The sequence below is a fragment of the Pseudomonas sp. G(2018) genome, assembly GCF_005502415.1.
Lineage (GTDB): Bacteria > Pseudomonadota > Gammaproteobacteria > Pseudomonadales > Pseudomonadaceae > Aquipseudomonas.
In genome coordinates this window covers 1-21,184 of sequence record NZ_SCOO01000058.1, presented here as the reverse complement: position 1 = coordinate 21,184, position 21,184 = coordinate 1, and the positions used below count along the sequence as shown (strand labels likewise).

Annotated in this window: 17 protein-coding genes; 8 read left to right on the top strand and 9 right to left on the bottom strand. The window is 55.7% G+C overall.

The annotated features are described in order from the left end of the window. Positions 1 to 193: 193 nt before the first annotated feature. A complete protein-coding gene (locus tag FFS64_RS31390) occupies positions 194 to 349 on the top strand; it encodes a hypothetical protein (protein WP_171017164.1) in 156 nt (51 codons plus the stop codon). Positions 350 to 445: 96 nt separating this feature from the next. Here FFS64_RS31390 and FFS64_RS29860 read toward each other — a convergent pair whose 3' ends face one another. From FFS64_RS29860 to FFS64_RS29820, 9 genes are read right to left on the bottom strand one after another with little or no spacing between them, the layout of a single operon-like run. Next, complete coding sequence (locus FFS64_RS29860; RefSeq protein WP_137808295.1) at positions 446 to 2,845, bottom strand: ATP-binding protein; 2,400 nt, start codon at positions 2,843 to 2,845, stop codon at positions 446 to 448. 18 nt (positions 2,846 to 2,863) lie between these two features. Next, positions 2,864 to 3,190, bottom strand: coding sequence for a hypothetical protein (locus FFS64_RS29855; protein ID WP_137808294.1), 327 nt, complete (start codon positions 3,188 to 3,190; stop codon positions 2,864 to 2,866). Further along, complete coding sequence (locus FFS64_RS29850) at positions 3,187 to 3,645, bottom strand: hypothetical protein (RefSeq protein WP_137808293.1); 459 nt, start codon at positions 3,643 to 3,645, stop codon at positions 3,187 to 3,189. Before FFS64_RS29850 ends, FFS64_RS29855 begins: the two co-directional genes overlap by 4 nt. After that, entirely contained in the window at positions 3,642 to 5,030 is a 1,389-nt protein-coding gene (locus FFS64_RS29845) for a hypothetical protein (protein ID WP_137808292.1), read from the bottom strand. The genes FFS64_RS29850 and FFS64_RS29845 overlap by 4 nt, the downstream gene beginning before the upstream one ends. A gap of 9 nt (positions 5,031 to 5,039) precedes the next feature. Then, positions 5,040 to 7,265 (bottom strand): TraM recognition domain-containing protein, encoded by a 2,226-nt coding sequence (locus FFS64_RS29840; protein WP_137808291.1) that lies wholly within the window; start codon positions 7,263 to 7,265, stop codon positions 5,040 to 5,042. 10 nt (positions 7,266 to 7,275) lie between these two features. Next, positions 7,276 to 8,550 carry a DNA primase gene (gene dnaG / locus FFS64_RS29835; RefSeq protein WP_137808290.1) on the bottom strand — a complete coding sequence of 425 codons (1,275 nt, stop codon included), beginning with the start codon at positions 8,548 to 8,550 and terminating at the stop codon, positions 7,276 to 7,278. A gap of 51 nt (positions 8,551 to 8,601) precedes the next feature. After that, entirely contained in the window at positions 8,602 to 9,579 is a 978-nt protein-coding gene (locus tag FFS64_RS29830; protein WP_137808289.1) for a DsbC family protein, read from the bottom strand. 3 nt (positions 9,580 to 9,582) lie between these two features. Then, positions 9,583 to 10,701: a conjugal transfer protein TrbA gene (locus FFS64_RS29825; protein ID WP_137808288.1), complete on the bottom strand. Its 1,119-nt coding sequence runs from the start codon at positions 10,699 to 10,701 to the stop codon at positions 9,583 to 9,585. A 9-nt stretch (positions 10,702 to 10,710) separates the two neighbouring features. Next, positions 10,711 to 11,109, bottom strand: coding sequence for a lytic transglycosylase (locus FFS64_RS29820; protein WP_137808287.1), 399 nt, complete (start codon positions 11,107 to 11,109; stop codon positions 10,711 to 10,713). Between the two features lie 140 nt (positions 11,110 to 11,249). Here FFS64_RS29820 and FFS64_RS29815 point away from each other — a divergent pair, with 140 nt between their 5' ends. The 7 genes from FFS64_RS29815 to FFS64_RS29790 all read left to right on the top strand — a co-directional run bounded on the left by FFS64_RS29815 (position 11,250) and on the right by FFS64_RS29790 (position 20,713). Next, the gene (locus tag FFS64_RS29815; RefSeq protein ID WP_171017163.1) at positions 11,250 to 13,769 is read left to right on the top strand and encodes a type IA DNA topoisomerase; all 2,520 of its coding nucleotides are present in this window, start codon (positions 11,250 to 11,252) and stop codon (positions 13,767 to 13,769) included. Between the two features lie 8 nt (positions 13,770 to 13,777). Next, the gene (locus FFS64_RS29810; protein ID WP_177498742.1) at positions 13,778 to 14,179 is read left to right on the top strand and encodes a hypothetical protein; all 402 of its coding nucleotides are present in this window, start codon (positions 13,778 to 13,780) and stop codon (positions 14,177 to 14,179) included. Positions 14,180 to 14,181: 2 nt separating this feature from the next. Continuing rightward, the gene (locus FFS64_RS29805; RefSeq protein ID WP_218571096.1) at positions 14,182 to 14,610 is read left to right on the top strand and encodes a hypothetical protein; all 429 of its coding nucleotides are present in this window, start codon (positions 14,182 to 14,184) and stop codon (positions 14,608 to 14,610) included. Positions 14,611 to 14,629: 19 nt separating this feature from the next. Continuing rightward, a complete protein-coding gene (locus tag FFS64_RS29800) occupies positions 14,630 to 14,869 on the top strand; it encodes a helix-turn-helix transcriptional regulator (protein ID WP_137808285.1) in 240 nt (79 codons plus the stop codon). Beyond that, positions 14,866 to 15,060, top strand: a complete 195-nt coding sequence (locus FFS64_RS29795; RefSeq protein WP_137808284.1) for a hypothetical protein — start codon at positions 14,866 to 14,868, stop codon at positions 15,058 to 15,060. The genes FFS64_RS29800 and FFS64_RS29795 overlap by 4 nt, the downstream gene beginning before the upstream one ends. A gap of 224 nt (positions 15,061 to 15,284) precedes the next feature. After that, positions 15,285 to 15,590 carry a hypothetical protein gene (locus FFS64_RS31950; protein ID WP_256660582.1) on the top strand — a complete coding sequence of 102 codons (306 nt, stop codon included), beginning with the start codon at positions 15,285 to 15,287 and terminating at the stop codon, positions 15,588 to 15,590. Positions 15,591 to 15,742: 152 nt separating this feature from the next. After that, the gene (locus FFS64_RS29790; RefSeq protein WP_256660581.1) at positions 15,743 to 20,713 is read left to right on the top strand and encodes a DEAD/DEAH box helicase family protein; all 4,971 of its coding nucleotides are present in this window, start codon (positions 15,743 to 15,745) and stop codon (positions 20,711 to 20,713) included. The last annotated feature ends 471 nt before the right edge of the window (positions 20,714 to 21,184 follow it).

Sequence of the window (21,184 nt, the reverse complement as noted above, 5' to 3'; positions counted from 1 at the left end):
GAGCACCGATCACCCACGAACCCCACCGCCTGCACGGGGATCCCCTGACCCATCCCCTAACACAAACCGTGGATTTGTGGATGACGGCCAATACCGGCCGCCGGCGGCGGCCATACCCATCCCCCCGCCCTTCCCTCCAGGAAGGGAGCGAGTCGGCCTCTGACCCCAACGGCCATGGGGGAGAAGCAACCCCATGACCGCCGGGGGAGCCTTGATTACCAGCCACCCGGTAAAGGGACCGCTGCGCTTCAGTCCTCACCCGTTCGGTGCTCGCCTGCAAGCAGGCTGCGCGCCGCATGCGGCTTCCGGGCCGACCCTTGACCAGATCTCAGCGCTTAACCGTCTGTGAGGCGTTTTGGCGGGATCCAGCACAGGAATGAAAAAGGCCTGGTGCAAGTGCATCCAGGCCTTTCAGTAAGATATAACCGTGAATTGTATCGCTGGCCTATACCGCTTCGTTAGCGGCTCGCCATTTCAGGTAGTCCTCAACTCGCCAGAATCCAGCAGAGGCAGTGTTGCGCTCCAGCAACCACCATGTTTCGCCGTCTTTCACATACTGGCGACAGCCGGAATCAACTCGGTGCAAGCCGTCGTCTTTGTCGGCGATTTCCATTTCCGACTCTGGATCAAAACTTAGATCGTACTCTGGGTCTTCAAAGTCCATAGGCTCATGATCGTGAGGATCGGTATTCATTTCGGCCCATGTACCCTGAATGCTTTCTGCGTCGTAACCGTAAACCCAGCATTCACACAAGTAGGCCAAGGCATTTTCGGGAATGGCTACTAGCTCAAGGTTCAGGATCTCTGCAATTCTGGGCCTTGCATCCAACAAATTCTGATTCCATTCGCGCTCTTGTTTTTCCTCAATGGATTTTAGAGCGGCGCGCTGTTGGAGCACTTCGTCATTTGCCGCTTCCTGATCACGTCTCCCCTGTTCCAGGACCTGTGTCCAATCCGGTGGAGCGGGACATACGCCGCCCTGGACCAATCCGGTGTTGATTATCGCAAGCAACGCCATGTTTTGTTCAGGAACTGCCTCTTGAACCAACGGGTGTGATGATAGATCCTCAATCACAGGAGTAAGCCCCCGCTTCTCACGCCCACTTCCCACTCGGTCAACCAGCCAGCGTTCCCGCCAAGCGTCACCACCAGCTTTTTTACCCTCTTTCTCCATGCTCATGGTGTACTTCATAAGCCACTTATGAAGGAAGCGTTGACGCTCCGGGGCCATGCGAAGGGAAATGTCGTGATAGCGCTGATAGAAGGCCTCATCATGGCCGCAAGCCAAGCTGTCGCCCTGGTGCGCGACTTCATGATCAATGAGCCCGAAAATGTACGCGGCAGTTTGGAGGGGGTCACTCCTAAGGCGTTTCACAATTGAACTGTCGATGGCCAAGTAGGTTTCACCGTCCGTCCATGCCTCGGCGGTATTCGACTCGCCCAACAAAATATGCATGTGTTTTTCGTCGTAGCACAACGTGCCGTCGCGGTAGCGTCTCGCACCGACACATGCCCCCGCATAGTGCTGTAAACACCACCGAAGGGCGGTCCACGCTCGACGTGTTTCTTTGTCTAGCACTTTTCTCTCATCAACGATCAGAGTCCTTTCAAGGAACGCCTCTCTGAGTGTGGTGAACGCAACCAGCGTCGGTGCCTGGAGAGGTTCTCCGCGCCAAAACCAAGGTGTTTGGTCCCCTCGCAATTCTGCGCCCTGGGCATCGGCAGTAACGTTCGCAAGAGCTCTTTCCAGCACTTCCTCAAAATCAATGGTGCTGTCGCAGCCGAAACGCTCCAACGTTTTTGGATGCACAACCTGAATGATCCCCTCGCGAGCGATCGCCTCGCCTTTGGGAACGTCATTGCCATCTTCAGCGATTGTGTAATTGCCTTTATGCTGCCGTAACGCTTTTTCCCGGAATTCTTTGAGGGTAACGTGACGCTTCCCTGGCAGCAGGGTAATCACTTCTTCTTTCTCGAAAACAGTGCTGAGATTTGGATCACCGCTTAGCAGCGACCTTGCCGACTTCTCACGGCGAGCCTCAGTCTTTCGGTGGTCCCCCAGCCGGGCCGATACCGCATCAGCGAGTCGCCCGAACTCTTTCGCAACGTGCTTCCAGACTTTGCAGGTTTTGCGCAAGATCTCTGTGCGGGACACGTTCAGGTCAAGCGCCTTTTTTGAAACAATTAACCCGCCGGCACCCCAGACATGGGAGGAGTCGTGACGAACGAGGACACCCTGGTTATAGATCGAGACTGGTCCTTCTTCCTTGGCACGGTAATAGGCCCATTCGTCCTCGAAGTCCCATTTTTCCGAAGACGGATCGCGGGTGATGACCCGCCCATTGAGCTCAACACTGATCGGCGTGTAACGCACTAGGTCACGGATCTCTTGTGTCGCCGACATCAGTTCAAGATCGCTCAGGGGTTCGTACCAGGTGCCTATGATTGAGCAGCCCGTCGACGGGATCTCAAGATCGTCCAGCTCGTAGTTGTAGCCCATCGAACGGGTATCGACTTTCATCAACCAGCTGTTGGACGTCCACTCCGTTGTTGCATGAGCCATGATCTGGCCGCGTCCCAAGCGGAAGCGACCGTAGGTCGCGTCGCCTTCCTGGTGCGGCGTGCCAAATCGACCGAAATAGCGCAGCACATCTTCCCGGCTGGCGAATCCAGTGCCGTCATCAGAGCAATGGAAACCATCTTTGGCCATCGTCAGGCGCACCGTCGTTGCGCCGGCGTCGACCGAGTTCATCAGCAACTCAATAATAGCCTTCCCTACCGAACCGGCCTGGCTGTAGATGATGTGGTGAATAATTTGTGGGTCAAGTTCAAATGGCAAAATCACGGTGCACCTCTCAATCAATCATTGAGCAACGATCGGCGGCACGACGACGCTTACCTGCCAGTCGTGGGCCAGAACGGGGTTATTAAGGTTCAGATAGGCTGAATGGATCTGGTGTTTGATGCCGAGCTCGCGGAGCATGCTTCCGGCACCGGCTCGAACGCGTGCCTGCCTTACGTCGTCGACGGGGGCATCCCAGTACAAGAGCTCGCCATCGGCCTCCTGCGTCACCGCAGTGACGCCTTGAGGCCACTCGGCAACCCTGTCGACGACATCTGCCAGTGAGAGCAAACTCGTCGGGCCGCACATGTGCTTACCGACACCCAGGATCTCAGCTAACAGATTCATTCAGATAGATCCGCTGCTGCATCGATCCACCACGGCACCAGGTGGACGTTGATACATTCGTCGATCGCCGCCCGGTTGGCTTCGTAGAACGCGCGGTATTGATCAATGTGGCGTTCACAGAATGCCTCTAGATCCGCTTTCGACAAGCGGGGTGAGTACACAAAACCTGGTGCCAAGTCGAAATCGGTGATGAGCGCCGTACCGTCTTCGAAATCCTGCAGGCCGGAGCCGACCAGGTCCATGACTCTGGCAAGGTAGCCGCTGGAAATATCGATTTGGATGGGGCCGGGCTCTCTTACCTCACCCGGAATGTGCGTTTTGCCATCTTTCACGTACGGGGCACCCGTCACATGGACCAGTTGCTCAGCGTGGTAAATCAGGTCACCTTCCAGCAATTCCATTGCTGGCACAGCTGACCAACGATCGTAGCGAAAACACTGTACAGAATGGTTCATACGCGAGACTCCCTTTGCTGAAAACTGACTTGCCGAAACGCTGCTGCTTGGCCTTTTTCAAGCATGCGTACCGCGCCGGTCTGCTGTGGCTTGAAGTACTTCAGGTCTTTTTCTTCGATGCGCAACTTGGAGGCGGCTTCCTTCCAATCCGAAGTGGAAAGATTCAACAACAACAGGGTGCCGGCGTTTTTTATGAAGTCTTGCGAGAAGTGCGCAGGCGACTGTCCGGCCAACAAGATGGCCAAACCGAACTTTCGCATTTCGTTGACGATGACGTTGATTGGGTTGCTTCCGTCTTCGCTGTTGAATTTTTTCGATTCGTCGAGAACGATCATCCGCCGCAAGCGGCCACCAGATTCGCCGCGCTGCATCATTTCGCGAATGATTGCGCGCATGCGGAAACGGACGAACATCTTCAGCTCATCTTCGGATTGGGCCAGAGGCTTGAGGATGTAACGCCGAATCCTGGCATTACCGAAGGGCGGTGGATTAGGGTTGAAGATGCCTGTGGAGCTCAGGTTTTCCAAACGAGTGATAACGCTCAGCAGCACGTCTTTGCTGTTGTATTTGATCGCTTCTTCAAACTCACGGCCGGTGTCCATACTGTTGACGAATGTAGTGAAGCTCTCGATGGACTTTGCCTTCGAGGACTCCATACGTTTTTCCATCTTTTCCAGCTCTTCATCGTTGCCCGATCCACCCGAACGATTCATCTTCGTCCGCAGTTGATTCAATGAGCTCTGCGCTTTGCAGTAGTCATCGAAAGCGCCCAAGGCATTACGCCCGGTTTCTTTATCTTCGACACCCATCCACAGCGCCTTCAGCTTGCGCCTGGCGAACTGGATCACATCGTCGAGTGACGGGTACACGTCGCGCAGGCCCGACCAGTTCTTCTTTTCGATCATGTCGCGAATTTCAGTCTCGGACGCTTCACGCTTAACCCAGGATCGCGGGCTGTTACCAAAAATTCCTTTGAGCATGTAGGTGTCTGTCAGCAAGTGACGGAGTACACCTTCTTGGTTGCCGCCCAACTGGCGAGAAGTGCTGTTGATGGCCTCAATCACATCGTTTACGGAACGCCGCACGCCGCCGTAATGCTGGTCAGTATTGAGGACCAACGGGTTGAAACCGTAGCGAGTCGCCTCGCTGAACATTACGGTGGAAGCTCCCGGGATCTCGATATCGCCGTGGTAGTCGAAGATATCGATCTCGACGTCATCAGGCATGCCGGTGACAAATTCGCGGATCCAGTGGGTTTTACCGGAGCCCGACGTGCCAGCGACACCTACGTGGTGATTCGACACTTGGCTTTCCTGCCAGTAGACGGGGAGCTTGTTACCTTTGCGCTCTTCCCAAAAGTCGTTTCCAATCAAGATCTTGGACATGTTTATTCCTTATTCATCAGTGTCGTATGCGGATTCAGGGATTTCGTCTTCGTATCCCTCTTCCGGCATCAATTCGTATGGGTCGTCGTGACGAGGCTCGTGCATGTATCCGGTAAGGCCTGCTTCTTCTGCGGCCTTCAATCCACGGCGGGCGGCTTCAAAAAGCACGATGCCGCGCTCGATCGGATTCACCTCGAAGCGACGGATGTCGTTCATCTTTTCGGCGGCGGCTGTCACGTGGTCGAGGATCGGGTCGACCAGGTTGGGGTAGTACGGTTTTTCAGAGCGACGCAGTTGGGCGAAGATGTAGTCCGCAGATGCAACGTCATGCTCGTCCAGCTTCACAGCCGAACGTGGCAGACGGGCATAAACAGGGCGTTCGATCTGGAGGAAGCGGTTAATACGCGCCGAAAGCTTTTCAGTTTTCTTTTCGTCGTCAGGGATGTAGAACGACGCGCATGGGATGACGGCGTCTTTGAAAATCACCAGACCCTGGCCAGAGTCCAGACCTTTCAATTCCCGCAGAGTGATTCGATCGCGCTTCTCAATCGTCGCGGTACGGTTATTGTCGTAGCCGGAAGCGAGCATGCCTTGAGTGGACTCGTGCCCGGTCAGCACGCTGTAGTAAGCGTCCCCGCCGGCCTTTTTGATCAGTTCGAAGGTGTCTTCCGGATCTTCGAGAGCCAACGTCCATTTGATCTTGGTGTTGGCAATCATCGACGCTGATTCTTCGCTGGCTTCGCCGCGCTTCAAGCCTTGGACGTCCTGTACAGCCGCGACCATCATGAAACCCAGCGACCGTGCTTGAGCGAACATCACTGCGATGCCGGCGGCGAAGTAGTAGGCCAGCTCATCACTGATGATTACGTACGGGTTTGGCGCGTTGGTGGCTTTCGCATCCAGCACTTCGGCCTTCGTGCCCTCTAACCGGTAGCCCAGGTTCTGAGCCATCATCAGTCGAATCGACGAGATGTACAGCTTGCCGAGCGCGGCTGCTTCTGATGCTGACTTCTCGAGGGACGGGATCATAACGACAAGGATCCGGTTGTTGAGCAGCACATCGAGCATGTCAATCTCGGGGTACCGGTCCTCAAAGATAAAGCCGTAGGTGTCCATCATCATGCCGAGCGTTCGCGCGAATTGGCCGGTCAGATACCCGTGTTGGTTGAACACCTCGGGATCCCATTGACTAGGATCGTTTGCGAGGCTTGGGTTAAACCCGGGAAGGCCCGTTTCGAAGTACGCTTTGATTGGGAGGAAAGCGAGTTCAGGGATTTTTCCTTCAAGACCTTCGATGTAGAACTTCACCAGGTTCTGCAAGGCCATGTAGTTACGGATCACAGCGATGGATATATCGAGCTCACCTTTTGCTCGCTTGTAGCAAAGTGTGCGGATCTCCGCGTCGATCATGTTGAGCGCTTTGTCTTGCCACCCGGCACCATCACCACCCGCTTTTGGCTGCAGTGAAGCCATAAGCTGCAACAGGAAGTCGGCTGAACCATCGAAGAACGGATTCATGGAATTGGACTGAGGCAGAATTGCTTTGCCCGCGAAACGGCCTTCTTCGCGGTCCACCATGATCTTGAAAGGATCCATCCCGCCGGTCAGGTAGTTCAGTATCAGGAAGTCGTCTTCACGGCCCCGGCGTCGCGTCAAAGACCACAAGCAGAATGCGAGGTTGGAATCGGCCTTGCCGTCCCCGTAGCAAAAGCCGCTCGCCCAGCAGAGGGCGTTGTAACCGACCCCCATCAGGGTTTCACTTTTTCCGCTGCCGGTCGTGCCGTCGAGAAACAGGTGCGTTCTGGCATCTGAGTTGGTCGCCCAGAGCTCGCGGCCTTGCTCTTCTTTATCGTCGGTGCGGAAGAAGCCCAAGTACAGGATCCCGCCCGCTGCGAGGTAGCGGCGCATCGTTTTAGATTTGCGGATCAGTCCCCACAAGAAGCTTTTCTCAACGAGCTCCTCGTAGAAGTCAGTGGTATCGATACCACCAATATCTTTCGGGAGCCGAAGCGGCATGTTGAACTCTTGATCCTGGAAGGACATAAGCATGATCAACAAGACCACAATCCAGACTGGCCAGAGTGCGGGAACGAACAGTTGCAGTGCCGCAAAAGCGATCAGGAAGGTTCGGAAGTTCGCCGGCCGATACAGCCAGATCATCGAGCGTTGCCAAGGCGACCTGGTATCGCGGGTTAGCTGCGACGGGTCAATTTCGTGTCTGTTGTCGAGTGCCATCGTTATCCCCTTAACTCAAAGGTACGCCGACCAGGTCTTCAAACTTCAGGCGCAACGCATGCCGGAACATCAGCGCCTTGGTTGTCCTGGCCAGGATCGCTTTCGCTTTATTGGCAGCGGTGACTTGTTGCTCCGGAACGGAACGGTCAAGCCTGTGAGTGACGTAATCGCAAAGGAATGTGCTCAAAGGGCGCGCTTCAGCGAGCGCCGCGTCCCAGCCGGCGAGCCCGTGCGTGCGGATGAACGTGTCGGGATCCTCGCCTTCTGGAAGGAACAAAAACTGCGCGGATTGCCCGTCTTTGATTTCCTCAAGCAACACAACGGACGCAGAAAGCGCTGCGCGTCGACCAGCCCGATCACCGTCGAAAGCGAAAACGATCCGATCCGTCTGGACGAACAAACGTCGGATTTGGTCCTTCGTTATTGCGGTACCCATTGGAGCGACAACTCGTTTGTCGCCTTCCTGGTGCGCGCTGATAACGTCGATGTAGCCCTCTACAACGATCGCTAAGCCCGCTTTACGAATTGCAGCCTTGGCCTGGTACAGGCCATACAGCTCTTTGCCCTTGTGGAAGATTTCCGTTTCCGGACTATTGAGGTACTTAGGTGCCTTATCGGGATTCGACAACAGCGTTCGGCCGGCAAAGCCGATGAGGTTTCCGCTCTCGTTGTGGATAGGAAACATGATTCGCTGACGAAATCGGTCATACAGACCAGTGTCATTGCGCGCTGCCAAGCCAGCGCCGATCAATATCTCCTCACTCGAATTCGACAACAAGCCAATGACGCCCTTGGTCACCACCCCAAGCCCGAACTCTGCGATCGTCTCTTCTTTCAGTCCGCGCGTATCGTGCAGGTAGGATCGTGCTCTGGGACTTTTCGCCAAGCCGCTTTGGTAGATGCGGGCAGCTTCTTTCAGCACCTGGTAGTAACGGCCCAACCGTTGACGCTTTTCCTTGTCATCTGCCTCGTCGACTTCGGCAGGCGGGAGCTCAACACGGTATTCCTCTGCGAGCTTCACGACGGCATCGTAAAAGCTCAGGTGGAACCGCTTACGCATCCATTCGATCGCATCTCCCTTGGCTGGGCATCCGTAGCAGCGAAAAGTATTGCGCTCGGAACTTACTGTGAAAGATGGACCTTTTTCCTCGTGGAAAGGGCACAACGCGGTGAAACTGCGGCCCGAGCGCTTCAGTTTGATCTCGCGACCGATCAACTCCGGAAGATTGATTTGGTCCCGAAGGTTCTCAAGGAAGGCGTCGTTGAACCGTATGAACTTAGCCATGACGAGAGCCATCCCGGACCTGAACAGCGGAGACGTTGCTGGGCTTAACCATTAACGATTTGCTCCAGCCGACGTAGCGACCCATTGAGTAATATTTTCGGCGGTCGCTCGTTGATTTGACGGGAACTCACGTCCCTGGGCATTGATGATCACAGGCGTTCCCTCGAACAACATCGCCCGGAAGAATTCGTTGTTGGCAGCGAGCACCTCGGATGCTTGTTCACAGGAAGGTGACTGCTTTTCGTGGGTGTTGCTGATGGCTTGTTTCCAGAGGCCAGCACGTGCATTTGCCTCGCCGCAAAGCATTGGGCCAAGCTGCTTTTGTGAGTCATCGCCGCCGATCACGGATACCGGGAACACATGGATCGTGTAGTCAGCGGTCAACTTTTCAAGTTGAGTTTCCAGGCGTTGGCAGTACGGGCACAGGGGGTCAGAGAAGACATACAGCTCGCCTTTCGGACCGTTCGATAGCTGGGTGCTGTATTTGTTGGTCGCTACACCATCGCGCAGCGCGTTAATCAGGAGTTTGCTGTCAGGTCGAGGTTTTGCCGATCGAGGTGCTACCTGTGCAACAGGCGATTGGATCGCTGGTGGAAGCGCTGGTGGTAAATCTGAATGTTGTACTGCTACCGGCGGCAGGCCCGCCGGCACAGCATCAGGAGCGACAGCTGCCGTGACCGCGGCGTTAAGTGATACGACCAGGATGAAAGCCAGAAGTGGGCTCAACACCCACTTGATTGCGCCTTTGTACCAGGCCGTCAACCGACGCTTTTTGGCATACCGATTAAGCTGATGCTGCAGATGGGCGAAGCCGGCGCTCGCCAATTGTTCCGAACCGAAGAATTCGATGGTCTGTACGACGTCAGAACCATGTCGTTGCACGGTGATCGCTTTTTCATTCTTCAGCAGGCAGAAACTGACACCTTGGGCCGCCAGATCGATCGTCGAGATCGTCTGGCTCTCACCGGTGCTACCGAAATGAACGAGCATCGAATGCTCAACCACACGCACGTTATCGTTGCTTTTCACAGGTCATTCCTCGGTAGCTTTCGGGGCCAACAGGCCGATCTTGATCAGGTAGTTTTCGATGCCGTCTATGGCGTCATCGATAAAAGGTTCAACAAGCCGGTAGCCTGTATCGAAGGCGTACTCTTCCCAGAGCGTTTGGGTGAACACCGCACACGACTCAAGGAATGGCCCTTTCCGGCCAGTCGTATTGAGTGAGTACCAGAGCCCACGATCCATGCCTTTGAGCCAGTGGAAGTGGGAGGAGGGGAGCTTTCCGCTCAGCATGGCTTTCGCGTGCATGGCATGCAGCATGGAGCGGGGATAGCTGTGCTTTTTCAGCCAGGCGTCAGCTTCCGGATGAGCTGAGTATTTTTTGAAAGCCTTGTCCGCCAAAGAGAGATCTGGATAGCCCTTCTTTCCCTCGAACGTATGTGTGTGGCACGACCGGTTCAGCGCATCGAGAAGGTCTTGAGCTTTTTTCAGATCTTTGCCGTTGGAGAGCAGTCGCGCGCCGAACACTGCAAACAGGGCTTTTTCGTGGGGTTTCAACTGATCCAACGAGGTGATCGGTTGGCCGAGATCCTGAATCAACATCGACCTGATGCGATCGCGGTCAAGCTGGCCGTTGACGAGCAAGCCCTTGGCCTCGACCCATTCTTCAGGGTTGACCGAGGATTTGTGTTCTTCCGGATCAGTGTTTAGCAGATCGCCGTAGTACAGCGATGGGATCACACCAGGTGAGTGGTTGGACATGATCCATGGCAGGGTCTCTGCCGTGATTTTCCGGCGCGTTTTGTATGCAGGGTGGGTGGTCGCAAGCTTGATTCCGCGCAAGGTCATCAACAACGGAATCACGATAAAGAAGTAGCCTGTTTTATTCAGCACCGCGAAAAGTTGATCGAAAGTCACGGACGATGGCTGACCAGCAAGAATCGCCGCCTCTTGCCGCCAGTGGCGGATGAACTCAGGCATGAAGGGCCAATCGAATACGGCCAGCTGATACCAAGCCCACTTCAAGCCCTGATACGCGAAATAGGTGTGTTCCATGTACCAGACGGCAACGCACACGCCGATGACAATGCCTATCAGCGCAATGTTCAACATTCCGCTGTCGTCGCGTTTGATTTCGCTCTGACCACTCATAGGTTCACCTCAAAAACTCAACGGCTTGGCATTCGAGCGATCCAGATACTGCACACGGATCGTCGGGATGTTGGTGAAGGGATCGGTCGCCTCGACCTGTGATCGGTCAAAGTCCTGCTCCTGGTTGAACCGCAGGATGTAAGCGGTTGCACGGGCTCCCCAGCATTGATCGCTTGCGAGGGCTCCGGGTGATGTGCCGAACTGAACTTCAAGTTGTTGCGCCCAACGTAGGCCGATGGGGTAAACCCCATTGGCCTGCTTCCTTTGTGGCTCAACGGTCCGGCGGATTACCCGCTCCGCGACGGTATGTCTCCGAGCAAGGAGCGCAGTGAGCGGTACGGAATAATCCCGTGCTGCCTGGATTTCGCAGGCCGCTACCGGGGGCAACGCGGGGGGCATTTCTACCATCACTGATCCTCTCTGCATCGGGTGCATTGGGTGCTTAATTATTTTGTATGGTATATATTCTACAGAATATCCGCAAGCAACTAGCCCGTACATACATGCACCCATGGGGCAGCATTGCCCCGCCGCAACGAGAGGAATTCATGGCGAATGATCAAAAGGTTCTCCTGGTCGGAGAGAAAAAATCACTCATCGAGGCCGTGCTGAATGTGTTGCCTGGCCGCAACGATGAGGAGGCGAGGACGCACATAATTCGTGGCAACTACCACTGCATATGGCTGACTGGCCACGCCTATGAGCAAGCGAAGCCGGACCATTACCTTCCGGAAGATCTTCCGAAAACGGCAAAGGGGAATAAGGTCTGGCGCAAACAGGATCTGCCCATCATTCCTCATCAATGGGTACTGATCCCCAAGGATGCGAGACGTCCAACCCTGGCGAAACTCAAAGAGTTTCTAAAGGTCTGCGACGTGATCTACCACGTAGGTGACCCGGATCAGGAAGGGCAGTTGCTGGTTGATGAAGCGCTGCAGTTCCATGGCGTCGACGTCTTCCGTACTACCAATCCCGTACAGCGCGTACTGATCAACGACTACAACCGGTCGAAGGTAGAGCAGGCTCTGGCCAATCTCCGTGACAACGACGAGGAAATGTTCCAGGGATGGCACCGATGGGCACTTGCTCGTGGCCGTTACGACTGGTTACTTGGCCTCAACGCGACAAGAGCAATGACACTGCGAGGTCGTGAGCTCGGCTACGACGCAATACTGCCCGTTGGCAGCGTGCAAACCCCTCTGCAATTCATCATGCGCGAGCATGAGCGCAAGATTGAAAGCTTTGTGCCGCAGACATTTTTCAAACTCAAAGCGCAGATCCAGCATGCAAATGGTCTTTTCGCCGCGCGCTGGAAGCCTGCCGAAGGGCAGGACGGAATTGTCGATGGTCGTCTGGTCGACGCGGATCGGGCAAAAGACATCGCTGAACGCGTGAAAAACAAGCCTGCCCGGATCGAGCTCTACCAGGTCGAACCGAAAGACCAGCCGCCGCCATTGCCATTGGCGATGGACGAGCTGCAGATGGAGGCGTTTTCGCAATTCGGCTACACCGGCGCCCAGGTCATGGAGGCAGCGCAACAACTCTACGAAACCTACAAAGTTGCGACCTATCCTCGATCGGATGTGCGTTACCTGTCTGAAGCACAACACCAGAGCGCTCCCGAGGTCATTGAGAACGTCCTCAGTATCCGTCCGGACCTGACTCGCCTTCGCGACAACATCGATCCTTCGCGCAAGTCCGGTGCCTTCGACGACAAGAAGATGGTGAACTCCAAAGGAGAGCCCACACCGCACCACGGTATCGTGCCGACCATACCGGAGAACCCGGTTACGCCAAGTCAGTGGACTGAGGTCGAGCGAAATGTCTACGACTTGATTGTTCGGTCCTATTTGGCGCAGTTCGCCGGTCCCTATCAGTATCTGAAAACGAGTATCGAAGTGTCGGTCGAAGGCGAGGTTTTCGCTGCCTCAGGTAGTACGCCGGTTGAGGCGGGTTGGAAGGACGTGTTCACCGTCGCGGATGATACGGAACCTTCGGACGACGCAGAGGACGACGACAAGCAGGTGCTACCTGCCATGGCAGAAGGAGACTCCGCGCATTGCAATGGTTGCGAGGCGAAGACCGCAAAAACCACACCGCCGGCATATTTCGACGACAAGATGCTGATCGCCGCCATGAAGAACGTACATAAGTACGTAAGCGACCCTGTAGCGCGTGCGCGACTCAAAGAAGGTGACGGCATCGGTACCACCGCGACACGAGCACCGATGATTCAAGAAATGAAAGATCGCCAGGTGATCATTCCGCTCAAGCCAGGAAGCCGGAAACTTCGGACTTCGGATCAAACGCGGGCGGTTATCGATGCTTTGCCGCTCGAAGTCAAAGACCCCGCACAGGCCGGCGTGTTTAAGTCGATGCTAGACCAGGTATCGACTGGCGAAGTCAGTCTGGACCAGTTCATGGCTCGGACGGTCGAGTTTGTAAGTTCGATCGTGCGGCTCGCATCAACAGCTGAGATGAAACTGCCGATCAAATCCAGCAGTACCACCGCACCCTGCCCACGTTGTAAAGCTGCTTTGGACGAAGATCGCCGGACGATTTTCTGCAAGTCGTGCGACTTCAAGTTGTGGCTTGAAGTCGCTGGAAGGACGCTCAAACCGGCTGAAATCGATACCCTCCTTCAGGGTAAGGAAACGGCACTGCTAACGGGCTTCGTTTCCTCCAAAACGCCCAAGTCAAAGTTCTCGGCGAAACTGAAACTAAATGTCGAGTTGAGCAAGGTGGAGTTCATCTTTGAGCAGCGCGCCGCGCAGGTTCAGGAGGGTCCGGTTACAGCTTTAGCGGCCCCTTGCCCGAAGTGTCAGGGCACTTTCGAGAACAGGGCAGGGGTCTACGCCTGCACCACATCCGATTGCCTTCAAATTCGCAAAGAGATCGCCAGCCGCAAGATCCTTGTTGAGGAGGCAGAATCGTTGTTGACTCAGAAAAAAACCGCTTTGCTGAGCGGATTCAAGCGAGCAAAACCCCCAGTTAAGGCGTTCTCCGCATACCTGGTACTCGATGTCGCGGCTGGAAAGGTCGAATTTGAGTTCGAGCCGCGGAAGTGAGGTAGCCCATGTTGAAGCCCAATAACTGCCCATGGATGCATGTACTCGCGATCTTGATCGCTCTCAGCGTCACTGGCTGTGAGAGAACGCAGACAGAGCAACCTGATCCGAGCGGCACTACCCGGCGACTCGTCCAGGGTATGCAGGTGACTTTCTATGAACTTGTGCAAGGTAAGGAGCGCTGGTTCGAGGTTGATATTTCTGTCGACGGTAGCCGATCGTTCCGTATGCCGGTCTTCTTCACTGAAAACGGGCAGCTCGTGGCAGTTTCAGCCGAAACTGCAAAGCAGCGAGTCGACGCCTGGCTCAAGCAGCGAGCAATGACTGTGGCGGCGCTCAGCAGTATTGGGCTTCACGAGGGGCAGAAATCGCGTTACATCACCATCAGCGAAAAACCTGGGGGACACTGAATATGGAATTCCCGAAACTGGAGGCTGTTCCGGCCTACCACGCTACAACGCACGACGGTCGAACGGTGCCGTTCATCATTGCCATTTTGCTTTATGACAATGAGGGTAACCCTCGACTGACGCCTGCCGTGGAGCGTTCCATTGACCGCACCATCGAAGTGACAGGTCGAGAAGGCCTTGCGCGCGCGACGATTCGCGAAGCAGACAATTTGTACGACACCGCGTCCAAGTATCTGGAACGAGCCATGGATCTGGAGGGAGCGATCGTGCTGTTCCGCTGTGAAAGCCCGGAGTTGTGTGAGCGCCTCATGGCGCACTTCAACACCCACTACACGTTGAGCATGGTTCAGGAGAAGGTCGCCGACGCCGGTGAAGAAAAAACTCCATCGACCACTTTACAAGATGCCCTTTTAGGGCAATCATGCACCTAACGGGCATTTAGAGAATCACATGAAAAACAATCAGTGCAAAGCAGCAAGGGCACTATTGGGCTGGAGTCAGCCGGATCTTGCCCGCGAGAGCAAAGCCGCTCTGCGGACGATCAAGAATTTCGAGTCTGGGAAGGTGGAGCCCCAAAAATTAACACTCCTGGCACTGATAGGTGCTTTTGAGCGTCACGGCCTGGTCATGTTGAAAACCGGCGGAGTGGATTATTCAGCAAGTGCGCGTGAAGGAGGTTCTGACCAATGAAGAAGCACCTAGGCATCCTGCTGCTGGCCATCCTTGCATTATTGCTCAGTGCGTTGTTCTTGTTCGCCGGCTTTAACGTACCAACCCACCCATCCAACGCGAACTGGCTGCGATTCGGAGTGAATCTGGGGATATTCGGGCTTCTGGCTTGGCGCTACTACTTCCTAAGGTCATCTAAACGCGGCACTTGACCTTGTAGCAGTAGGGCTTAACTGCGCTCGGGCTGGTTTGTTAGGAAGTATTTTGTATACTGCCTACAATACAAACCATGCAGGAGCGTAGGCAGTGGCACGACGTCGACAACCCAGTGAGAACCTTGACCAGTTCTCGTTCGATTTCACCTTCAACAAAACATTAGAAACCATCCAGGTTCTCGAAGCCGAGATGGACCACGATGACGACCAAGGAGTCACCCATGCTGATCGGACAACAACAACCGCTGGAAATCGCCTCGAAAATCTTGAAAGCGGAAACGCTTCAAGCAGTCCGGAGTTCTCCCTCGTACAGCCTGCAGGGCTGGAAGATCCTCGACCGTTGGGCGTTCAACACCCCGGATCGGCTGGTAGCCCTGGAAGCGGAGGGGGAAGTGATCTTGCTCGGCCGCTTGCTGGAGCAACAGACGATCGAACAGAACGTGCTCAATCAAGCGTTCGAATTGCTGCAGGCGGGCAGCGCAGCTCACGAGATCCTCGCGCAGAACGAGATCAATACAGAGCTGTAACACCGCGCAGCAACTACACCATCAGCGCAGACGACAATCTCGGCGACGGTGGGGCAAAAGCCAAATTCAAGGACAACATCGCTGCACTGGAGCTCCTCAAACAGCTCACATCTGAATCCCGATCGGCGACGCCGCTCGAACAAGCCACGCTGGTGCGCTATGTCGGTTGGGGTGGGCTCCCGCAGGCCTTTGACCACCAGAACAACGACTGGCAAGCGGAATATCGCCAGTTGTCTGAACTGCTTACTCAGGACGAGTTCGAGCGAGCCCGACGTTCGACCCAGGATGCCCATTACACCTCCGAGGTGATCATTGGGGGCATTTATCAAGGCCTCCAGCAGATGGGCTTCGACGGCGGCAAGATCTTTGAGCCAGCCGCCGGCACCGGCAACTTCATAGGTTTGATCCCCTCGGCGTTGCGTGAAAAATCGAAGTTCACCGCCGTCGAGCTCGACCCTCTCACAGCGGACATCGGCAAGCAGCTCTATCCCGAAGCCACCTACATCAACAAGGGCCTTCAGGACGTTGTGATTCCAGCAGGTTACTTTGATGCGGTCATAGGCAACCCGCCGTTTGGCAGTCAGTCACTCTACGACCCGCATCACCGCGATATCAGTGGATTCTCGATCCACAACTACTTCCTCGCCAAGTCACTCGACAAACTCCGCGAAGGCGGCGTGATGGCCCAGGTTGTAAGTCGCTATTTCCTTGATGCCAACAACTCATCCGCCCGGTCGTATATCGCCGACAAAGCCCACTTTCTCGGGGCGATCCGCCTGCCAAACAATGCGTTCAAACGCAACGCGCTCACCGAAGTTACCACCGATATCGTGTTCTTCCGCAAGGCGGCCGCCGGCGAAGAAACGGATAAGGGCTGGGTGAATGTCGGTGAAATACGTGACCGTGAGACAGGTTCGCCAATCACCCTCAACCAGTACTTCATCGAGAACCCGCAGCAGATGGCCGGCACGATGGTGCTCGCTCGCAACATGCACCGTGAAACTGCGGAGCTTGTGGCAGAGCCAGGTCAGAACCTAGCGCTCGCGATCGCCGAGCGGCTATCCGTGCTACCGGTGAACGGATATACCCCCGCCCGAAATCCAGGCGAACGCGTTAACTCTGATGCTCCGGAAAAGCCAGCCCTGGTGCTACCTGATGCGCTAAAGGTCGGTTCGTTTTTTCTTATTCCAGATGGGCGTATCGCTCGTCGCTTGCCCGACTTGCTGGCAGACCACGACTATGTCGTCATCGAGCCAAAGAATGAACGTGCCGGTGAACGCATCAAGGGCATGATCCAGATACGTGAAGCCTTGCGTGATCTGATGCAAGGAGAGCAGTCGGACTCTTCAACTGATTTCGAACTGGCTAGCAAACGCCAGGCGCTGAACCAGGCTTACGACCTGTTCCTGCGCAAGTTCGGTCACGTCAGTGCCCAGGCCAACCGTCTAGCGATGAGTGAAGATCCTGAATATCCACTGATCCACGCCCTGGAGAGCGATTACGACAAGGGCGTGTCGGCTGAAACGGCGAAGAAACACGGCGTAGATCCCCGCGCGCCTTCGGCGAAAAAAGCGGCGATCTTCTCAAGACGAGTGATGAGCCCTCGCGTAGAAGTCACCCAGGTTGAAACGGCCAAGGACGCCCTGGTTGTCTCTATGAATCAGTCCGGACGGATCGACCTGCCGAGGATGATGAGGCTTTCCGGCAAACCTGAGGACGAGCTCATTGCCGACCTGAAGGGGCTGATCTACCAAAACCCGTTACTGCAGCGCTGGGAAACAGCTGACCAATATCTCTCTGGCAATGTGAAGGACAAGCTGAAAGCGGCAGTTGTCGCAGCTGAGCTCAATCCGCGTTTTATCGAAAACGTCGAGGCGTTGCGAGTCGTACAACCAGCGGACATCGAGCCCGTGGACATTCGGGTGCAACTCGGGTCCACCTGGGTTCCCGACTTGGACGTGGAAGAGTTTGTCAGGCATTTGCTTGGCCGGGTGGCATGCAGGGTTTCGTACCAGCCGTCACTGGGCAAGTACATGGCGAAGATCGGCGCCGCCGATCACACCACTGGCAACGTAACGTGGGGTACCGATCGCTACCCGGCGCACCAGCTCGTTGAAGCCATACTCCTGGGCCATGCGATCCAGGTCCGTGACGAAGTCGGCAAGGATGATCGTGGCAACAAGATCTACCGAATCAACGACGTTCAGACGGCAGCGGCTAATCAGAAAGCGGATGAAATTCGCCAGGCCTTCCTTGATTGGGTTTGGGAGGACAAGGACCGCCGTGAGCGGCTATCGCGGATCTACAACGATCGTTTCAACACGAACGTCGCCGCGCACTACGACGGTTCTCATCTTGAGCTGCCAGGCGCGTCTCTGGACATCTCCCTGCGGCCACACCAGAAGGACGCAATCTGGCGTGGGATTCAGGACGGCACCGCGCTCTTTGACCATGTTGTGGGAGCGGGCAAAACGTTGGTGGCAGTTGGCACCGTGATGGAAAGTAAGCGCATGGGGTTGATGAATAAACCCATGCTGGTCGTTCCCAATCACCTGCTGCTGCAGTGGAAGGACGCCTTCTACTCCCTGTACCCGAACGCGAACATCCTGGTCGCCGAGAAGGCCGACTTTAAGAAGGACAATCGCGAGAAGCTGTTTGCCCGAATCGCTACCGGCGATTGGGATGCTGTCATTGTGGCCCACAGCTCATTCAAGCGAATCGGCATGCCCGAGGAAACGCTCTCCAATATTCTGAACGAGCAGATCCGTGACCTGACTCAGGCGATGCGCCAGCTGAAGGAGGAGAACGGTGACCGGATCACAATCAAGGAGATGGAGAAAGCTCGCGAGCGCATGAAAGAGCGGTTGGAGCGTAAAGCAGACACCGGATCGAAAGACCAGGCTGTCAGCTTCGCTGATCTCGGGGTTGATGCGCTGATCGTGGATGAAGCCCATGAATTTAAGAACCTGTACATCACCACCGCGCTAAGCCGCATCTCCGGTCTGGGCAATCTTGCAGGTTCCGAAAAGGCGTTCGACCTGTTTGTGAAGTGCCGCTACCTGCAGCAGCGGAACGACGGCCGTGGGGTTTTCTTTGCCACCGGCACGCCTATCAGCAACACAATCGCTGAGCTGTACACCATGCAGCGCTACATGCAGTACGACGAGTTGAAGGCCCGCGGAATTGTCCACTTTGACGCATGGGCCAGTACCTTTGGCCAGGTCGTATCGGGGTGGGAGCTCGACGCTACTGGCGTCAACTACAAACTGAACAGCCGATTCTCGAAGTTTCAAAATGTCCCGGAACTGATGGCACAGTACCGAGTGTTTGCGGACGTCATCACGAAGGCAGATCTTGATCGTCAGGCACAAGAGCGGGGCAGCCGATTCCCGGTACCGCGCGTGAAAGGTGGTCGACCGCAGAACATTGTGGTTGAGCGATCGGAGGATCAAGCCGAGTTCATGGGTGTGCAGACTGTGATGAAAGACCTTCACGGCCAGACGGTGTATCGCGCCGATGGGATCATGATGAAGGAATGGAACAAGGGCTCGATCATCCATCGCATGGAAAACCTTCCGAAAGATCCGCGAATCGACAACCCGCTGAAGATCACCAATGAAGCACGAAAGGCAGGACTCGACTTCCGACTGATCGATCCGAATGCTGACGACCACCCAGGTAGCAAAATCAACGTCGCGGTCGAGAATATTCACCGGATCTGGTCCGAGTGGAATGACCGCAAAGGCACTCAGCTTGTGTTCTGCGATCTGTCTACGCCGAAGCTGAAAAGAAGCTCAGTGGTCGTTGCTTCTGGCGATGAAGATGAAACGGACGACGATCTGCCGGCAATTTCCATGGACGAACTCCTGGCCAATGGATCTTCATTCAGTGTGTATGACGACATCAAAGCCAAGTTGATTGCCCGGGGCATACCCGAGCACCAGGTGCGCTTCATTCACGAGGTCAGCACCGACCTGCAGAAGTCCAAGCTGTTCGATGAAATCAACAGAGGAGATGTTCGAATCTGCTTGGGATCGACCGCGAAAATGGGCGCGGGCACAAACGTACAACGGAGATTGGTCGCGGAGCATCACCTTGATGCCCCATGGCGTCCCAGCGACTTGGAGCAGCGCGAAGGCCGCATCATCCGCCAGGGCAACCTGTTCTACGAGCAGGATCCTGACCTCTTCGAGGTTGAGATCCTTCGCTACGCCACAAAGCAGACCTACGACAGCCGGATGTGGCAGACCATCGAATACAAGGCATCTGGCATTGAGCAATTCCGCAAGGGCGATACGCTGCAGCGGGAGATCGAGGACGTGGCCAGCGAAGCGGCCAACGCGGCTGAGATGAAAGCTGCAGCAACTGGTAACCCGCTGATCTTCCTGCAGGTGAAATTGAGTGCCGACCTGAAGAAAATTGAGGCTGTTTACTCAAACCACAAGCGCAACCTGCACAGTCTCGAAAGCCGACTGGATTGGCTCGCCGGCGCCGACTTGCGTGCAGACCGGACCGTGAAACGCTGCAGCGCGGAGATAGATTTGCGTGACGCTAACACCGGTCCTGAGTTCGCTTTCAAGATCAACGACAAGGTGTATCGCGAGAAAGAGCGTGACCATTTGCTCAGCCAGATCATGTACAGCATGAAAAAAGCTGTCGAATCACGCGCCCAGTCGCTGGCCGAAGCCCCTGGAATAATCAAGGTAGGCAATTACCGTGGCTTCGACATCGAGGTCCATGCGCGCCGAGACACCATCCAGTTCTCACTCGCCGGCGTCGACAGCTATGAGCCTGAAAATCTTCGCTACACCGTCGATGACAAATTCAGCCTGGCCGGTTTCACCAGTCGAGTTGACAACTTTCTGGGCAAGTTTGAAGGCTGGAGGCAGGAGGCGGAAGAGTACCGAGTCAAAGAGAAGCTTGAGCATAGTCGTGCGATCGTGGAGAAGGACAAACCGTTCCCTCAACAAGCAAAACTTGAAATGCTTCGACAGGATGTTCGTGACGTCATGACTGAACTCAAGCTGATACAGGCTGATGACAACCATGTTTCGACTTGGAAACCACTGTCCTATGCAGAGGACGCCAAGCCAACGCAGGAGAAAATGCGACTCCGGATGTAGTGCTATGAAGGCCGGCAAATTTGCCGGCCTTTTTACTTGCCGGTCTTGAGCCTCGTATCGCAACAACCTGGTCGCGCACCGAAGCACTGTGATGTGCGGCGCAGCCGGCGTCTCACGCAGTGCCAGGCCCAGGACGTCGCCCAACCCCGCCGCGCCGATCGAGCGCAGATTTTCTGGCCAACACCCTCACCCTCTCCTGGATGTGCTTCACCGGCGATCGCCGGCCGCGCGGTGCCGATCGGCACCGGCCTCGATCGCGATCACCTGCAGCAGCTGCCGGCGCCGCCGGCATCGAGGAGCTGACCAGGTGCTGGCCCGGGCGCGTCGACCGACGTGCACCAGGTGCGCGATCAGCCGCGGGAAAGAGCAGGGCAGGGCATGGCCACCTGGCGCCGCCGGCACCTGCAGGAGCACCGATCACCCACGAACCCCACCGCCTGCACGGGGATCCCCTGACCCATCCCCTAACAC

Excerpts from the sequence above, each read along its gene's own strand:
- FFS64_RS31390 (WP_171017164.1), top strand. The coding sequence starts at position 194 with ATGACCGCCGGGGGAGCCTTGATTACCAGCCACCCGGTAAAGGGACCG.
- FFS64_RS29855 (WP_137808294.1), bottom strand. The coding sequence starts at position 3,190 with ATGAATCTGTTAGCTGAGATCCTGGGTGTCGGTAAGCACATGTGCGGC.
- FFS64_RS29850 (WP_137808293.1), bottom strand. The coding sequence starts at position 3,645 with ATGAACCATTCTGTACAGTGTTTTCGCTACGATCGTTGGTCAGCTGTG.
- FFS64_RS29845 (WP_137808292.1), bottom strand. The coding sequence starts at position 5,030 with ATGTCCAAGATCTTGATTGGAAACGACTTTTGGGAAGAGCGCAAAGGT.
- FFS64_RS29840 (WP_137808291.1), bottom strand. The coding sequence starts at position 7,265 with ATGGCACTCGACAACAGACACGAAATTGACCCGTCGCAGCTAACCCGC.
- dnaG (WP_137808290.1), bottom strand. The coding sequence starts at position 8,550 with ATGGCTAAGTTCATACGGTTCAACGACGCCTTCCTTGAGAACCTTCGG.
- FFS64_RS29825 (WP_137808288.1), bottom strand. The coding sequence starts at position 10,701 with ATGAGTGGTCAGAGCGAAATCAAACGCGACGACAGCGGAATGTTGAAC.
- FFS64_RS29820 (WP_137808287.1), bottom strand. The coding sequence starts at position 11,109 with ATGGTAGAAATGCCCCCCGCGTTGCCCCCGGTAGCGGCCTGCGAAATC.
- FFS64_RS29815 (WP_171017163.1), top strand. The coding sequence starts at position 11,250 with ATGGCGAATGATCAAAAGGTTCTCCTGGTCGGAGAGAAAAAATCACTC.
- FFS64_RS29810 (WP_177498742.1), top strand. The coding sequence starts at position 13,778 with ATGTTGAAGCCCAATAACTGCCCATGGATGCATGTACTCGCGATCTTG.
- FFS64_RS29805 (WP_218571096.1), top strand. The coding sequence starts at position 14,182 with ATGGAATTCCCGAAACTGGAGGCTGTTCCGGCCTACCACGCTACAACG.
- FFS64_RS29800 (WP_137808285.1), top strand. The coding sequence starts at position 14,630 with ATGAAAAACAATCAGTGCAAAGCAGCAAGGGCACTATTGGGCTGGAGT.
- FFS64_RS29795 (WP_137808284.1), top strand. The coding sequence starts at position 14,866 with ATGAAGAAGCACCTAGGCATCCTGCTGCTGGCCATCCTTGCATTATTG.
- FFS64_RS31950 (WP_256660582.1), top strand. The coding sequence starts at position 15,285 with ATGCTGATCGGACAACAACAACCGCTGGAAATCGCCTCGAAAATCTTG.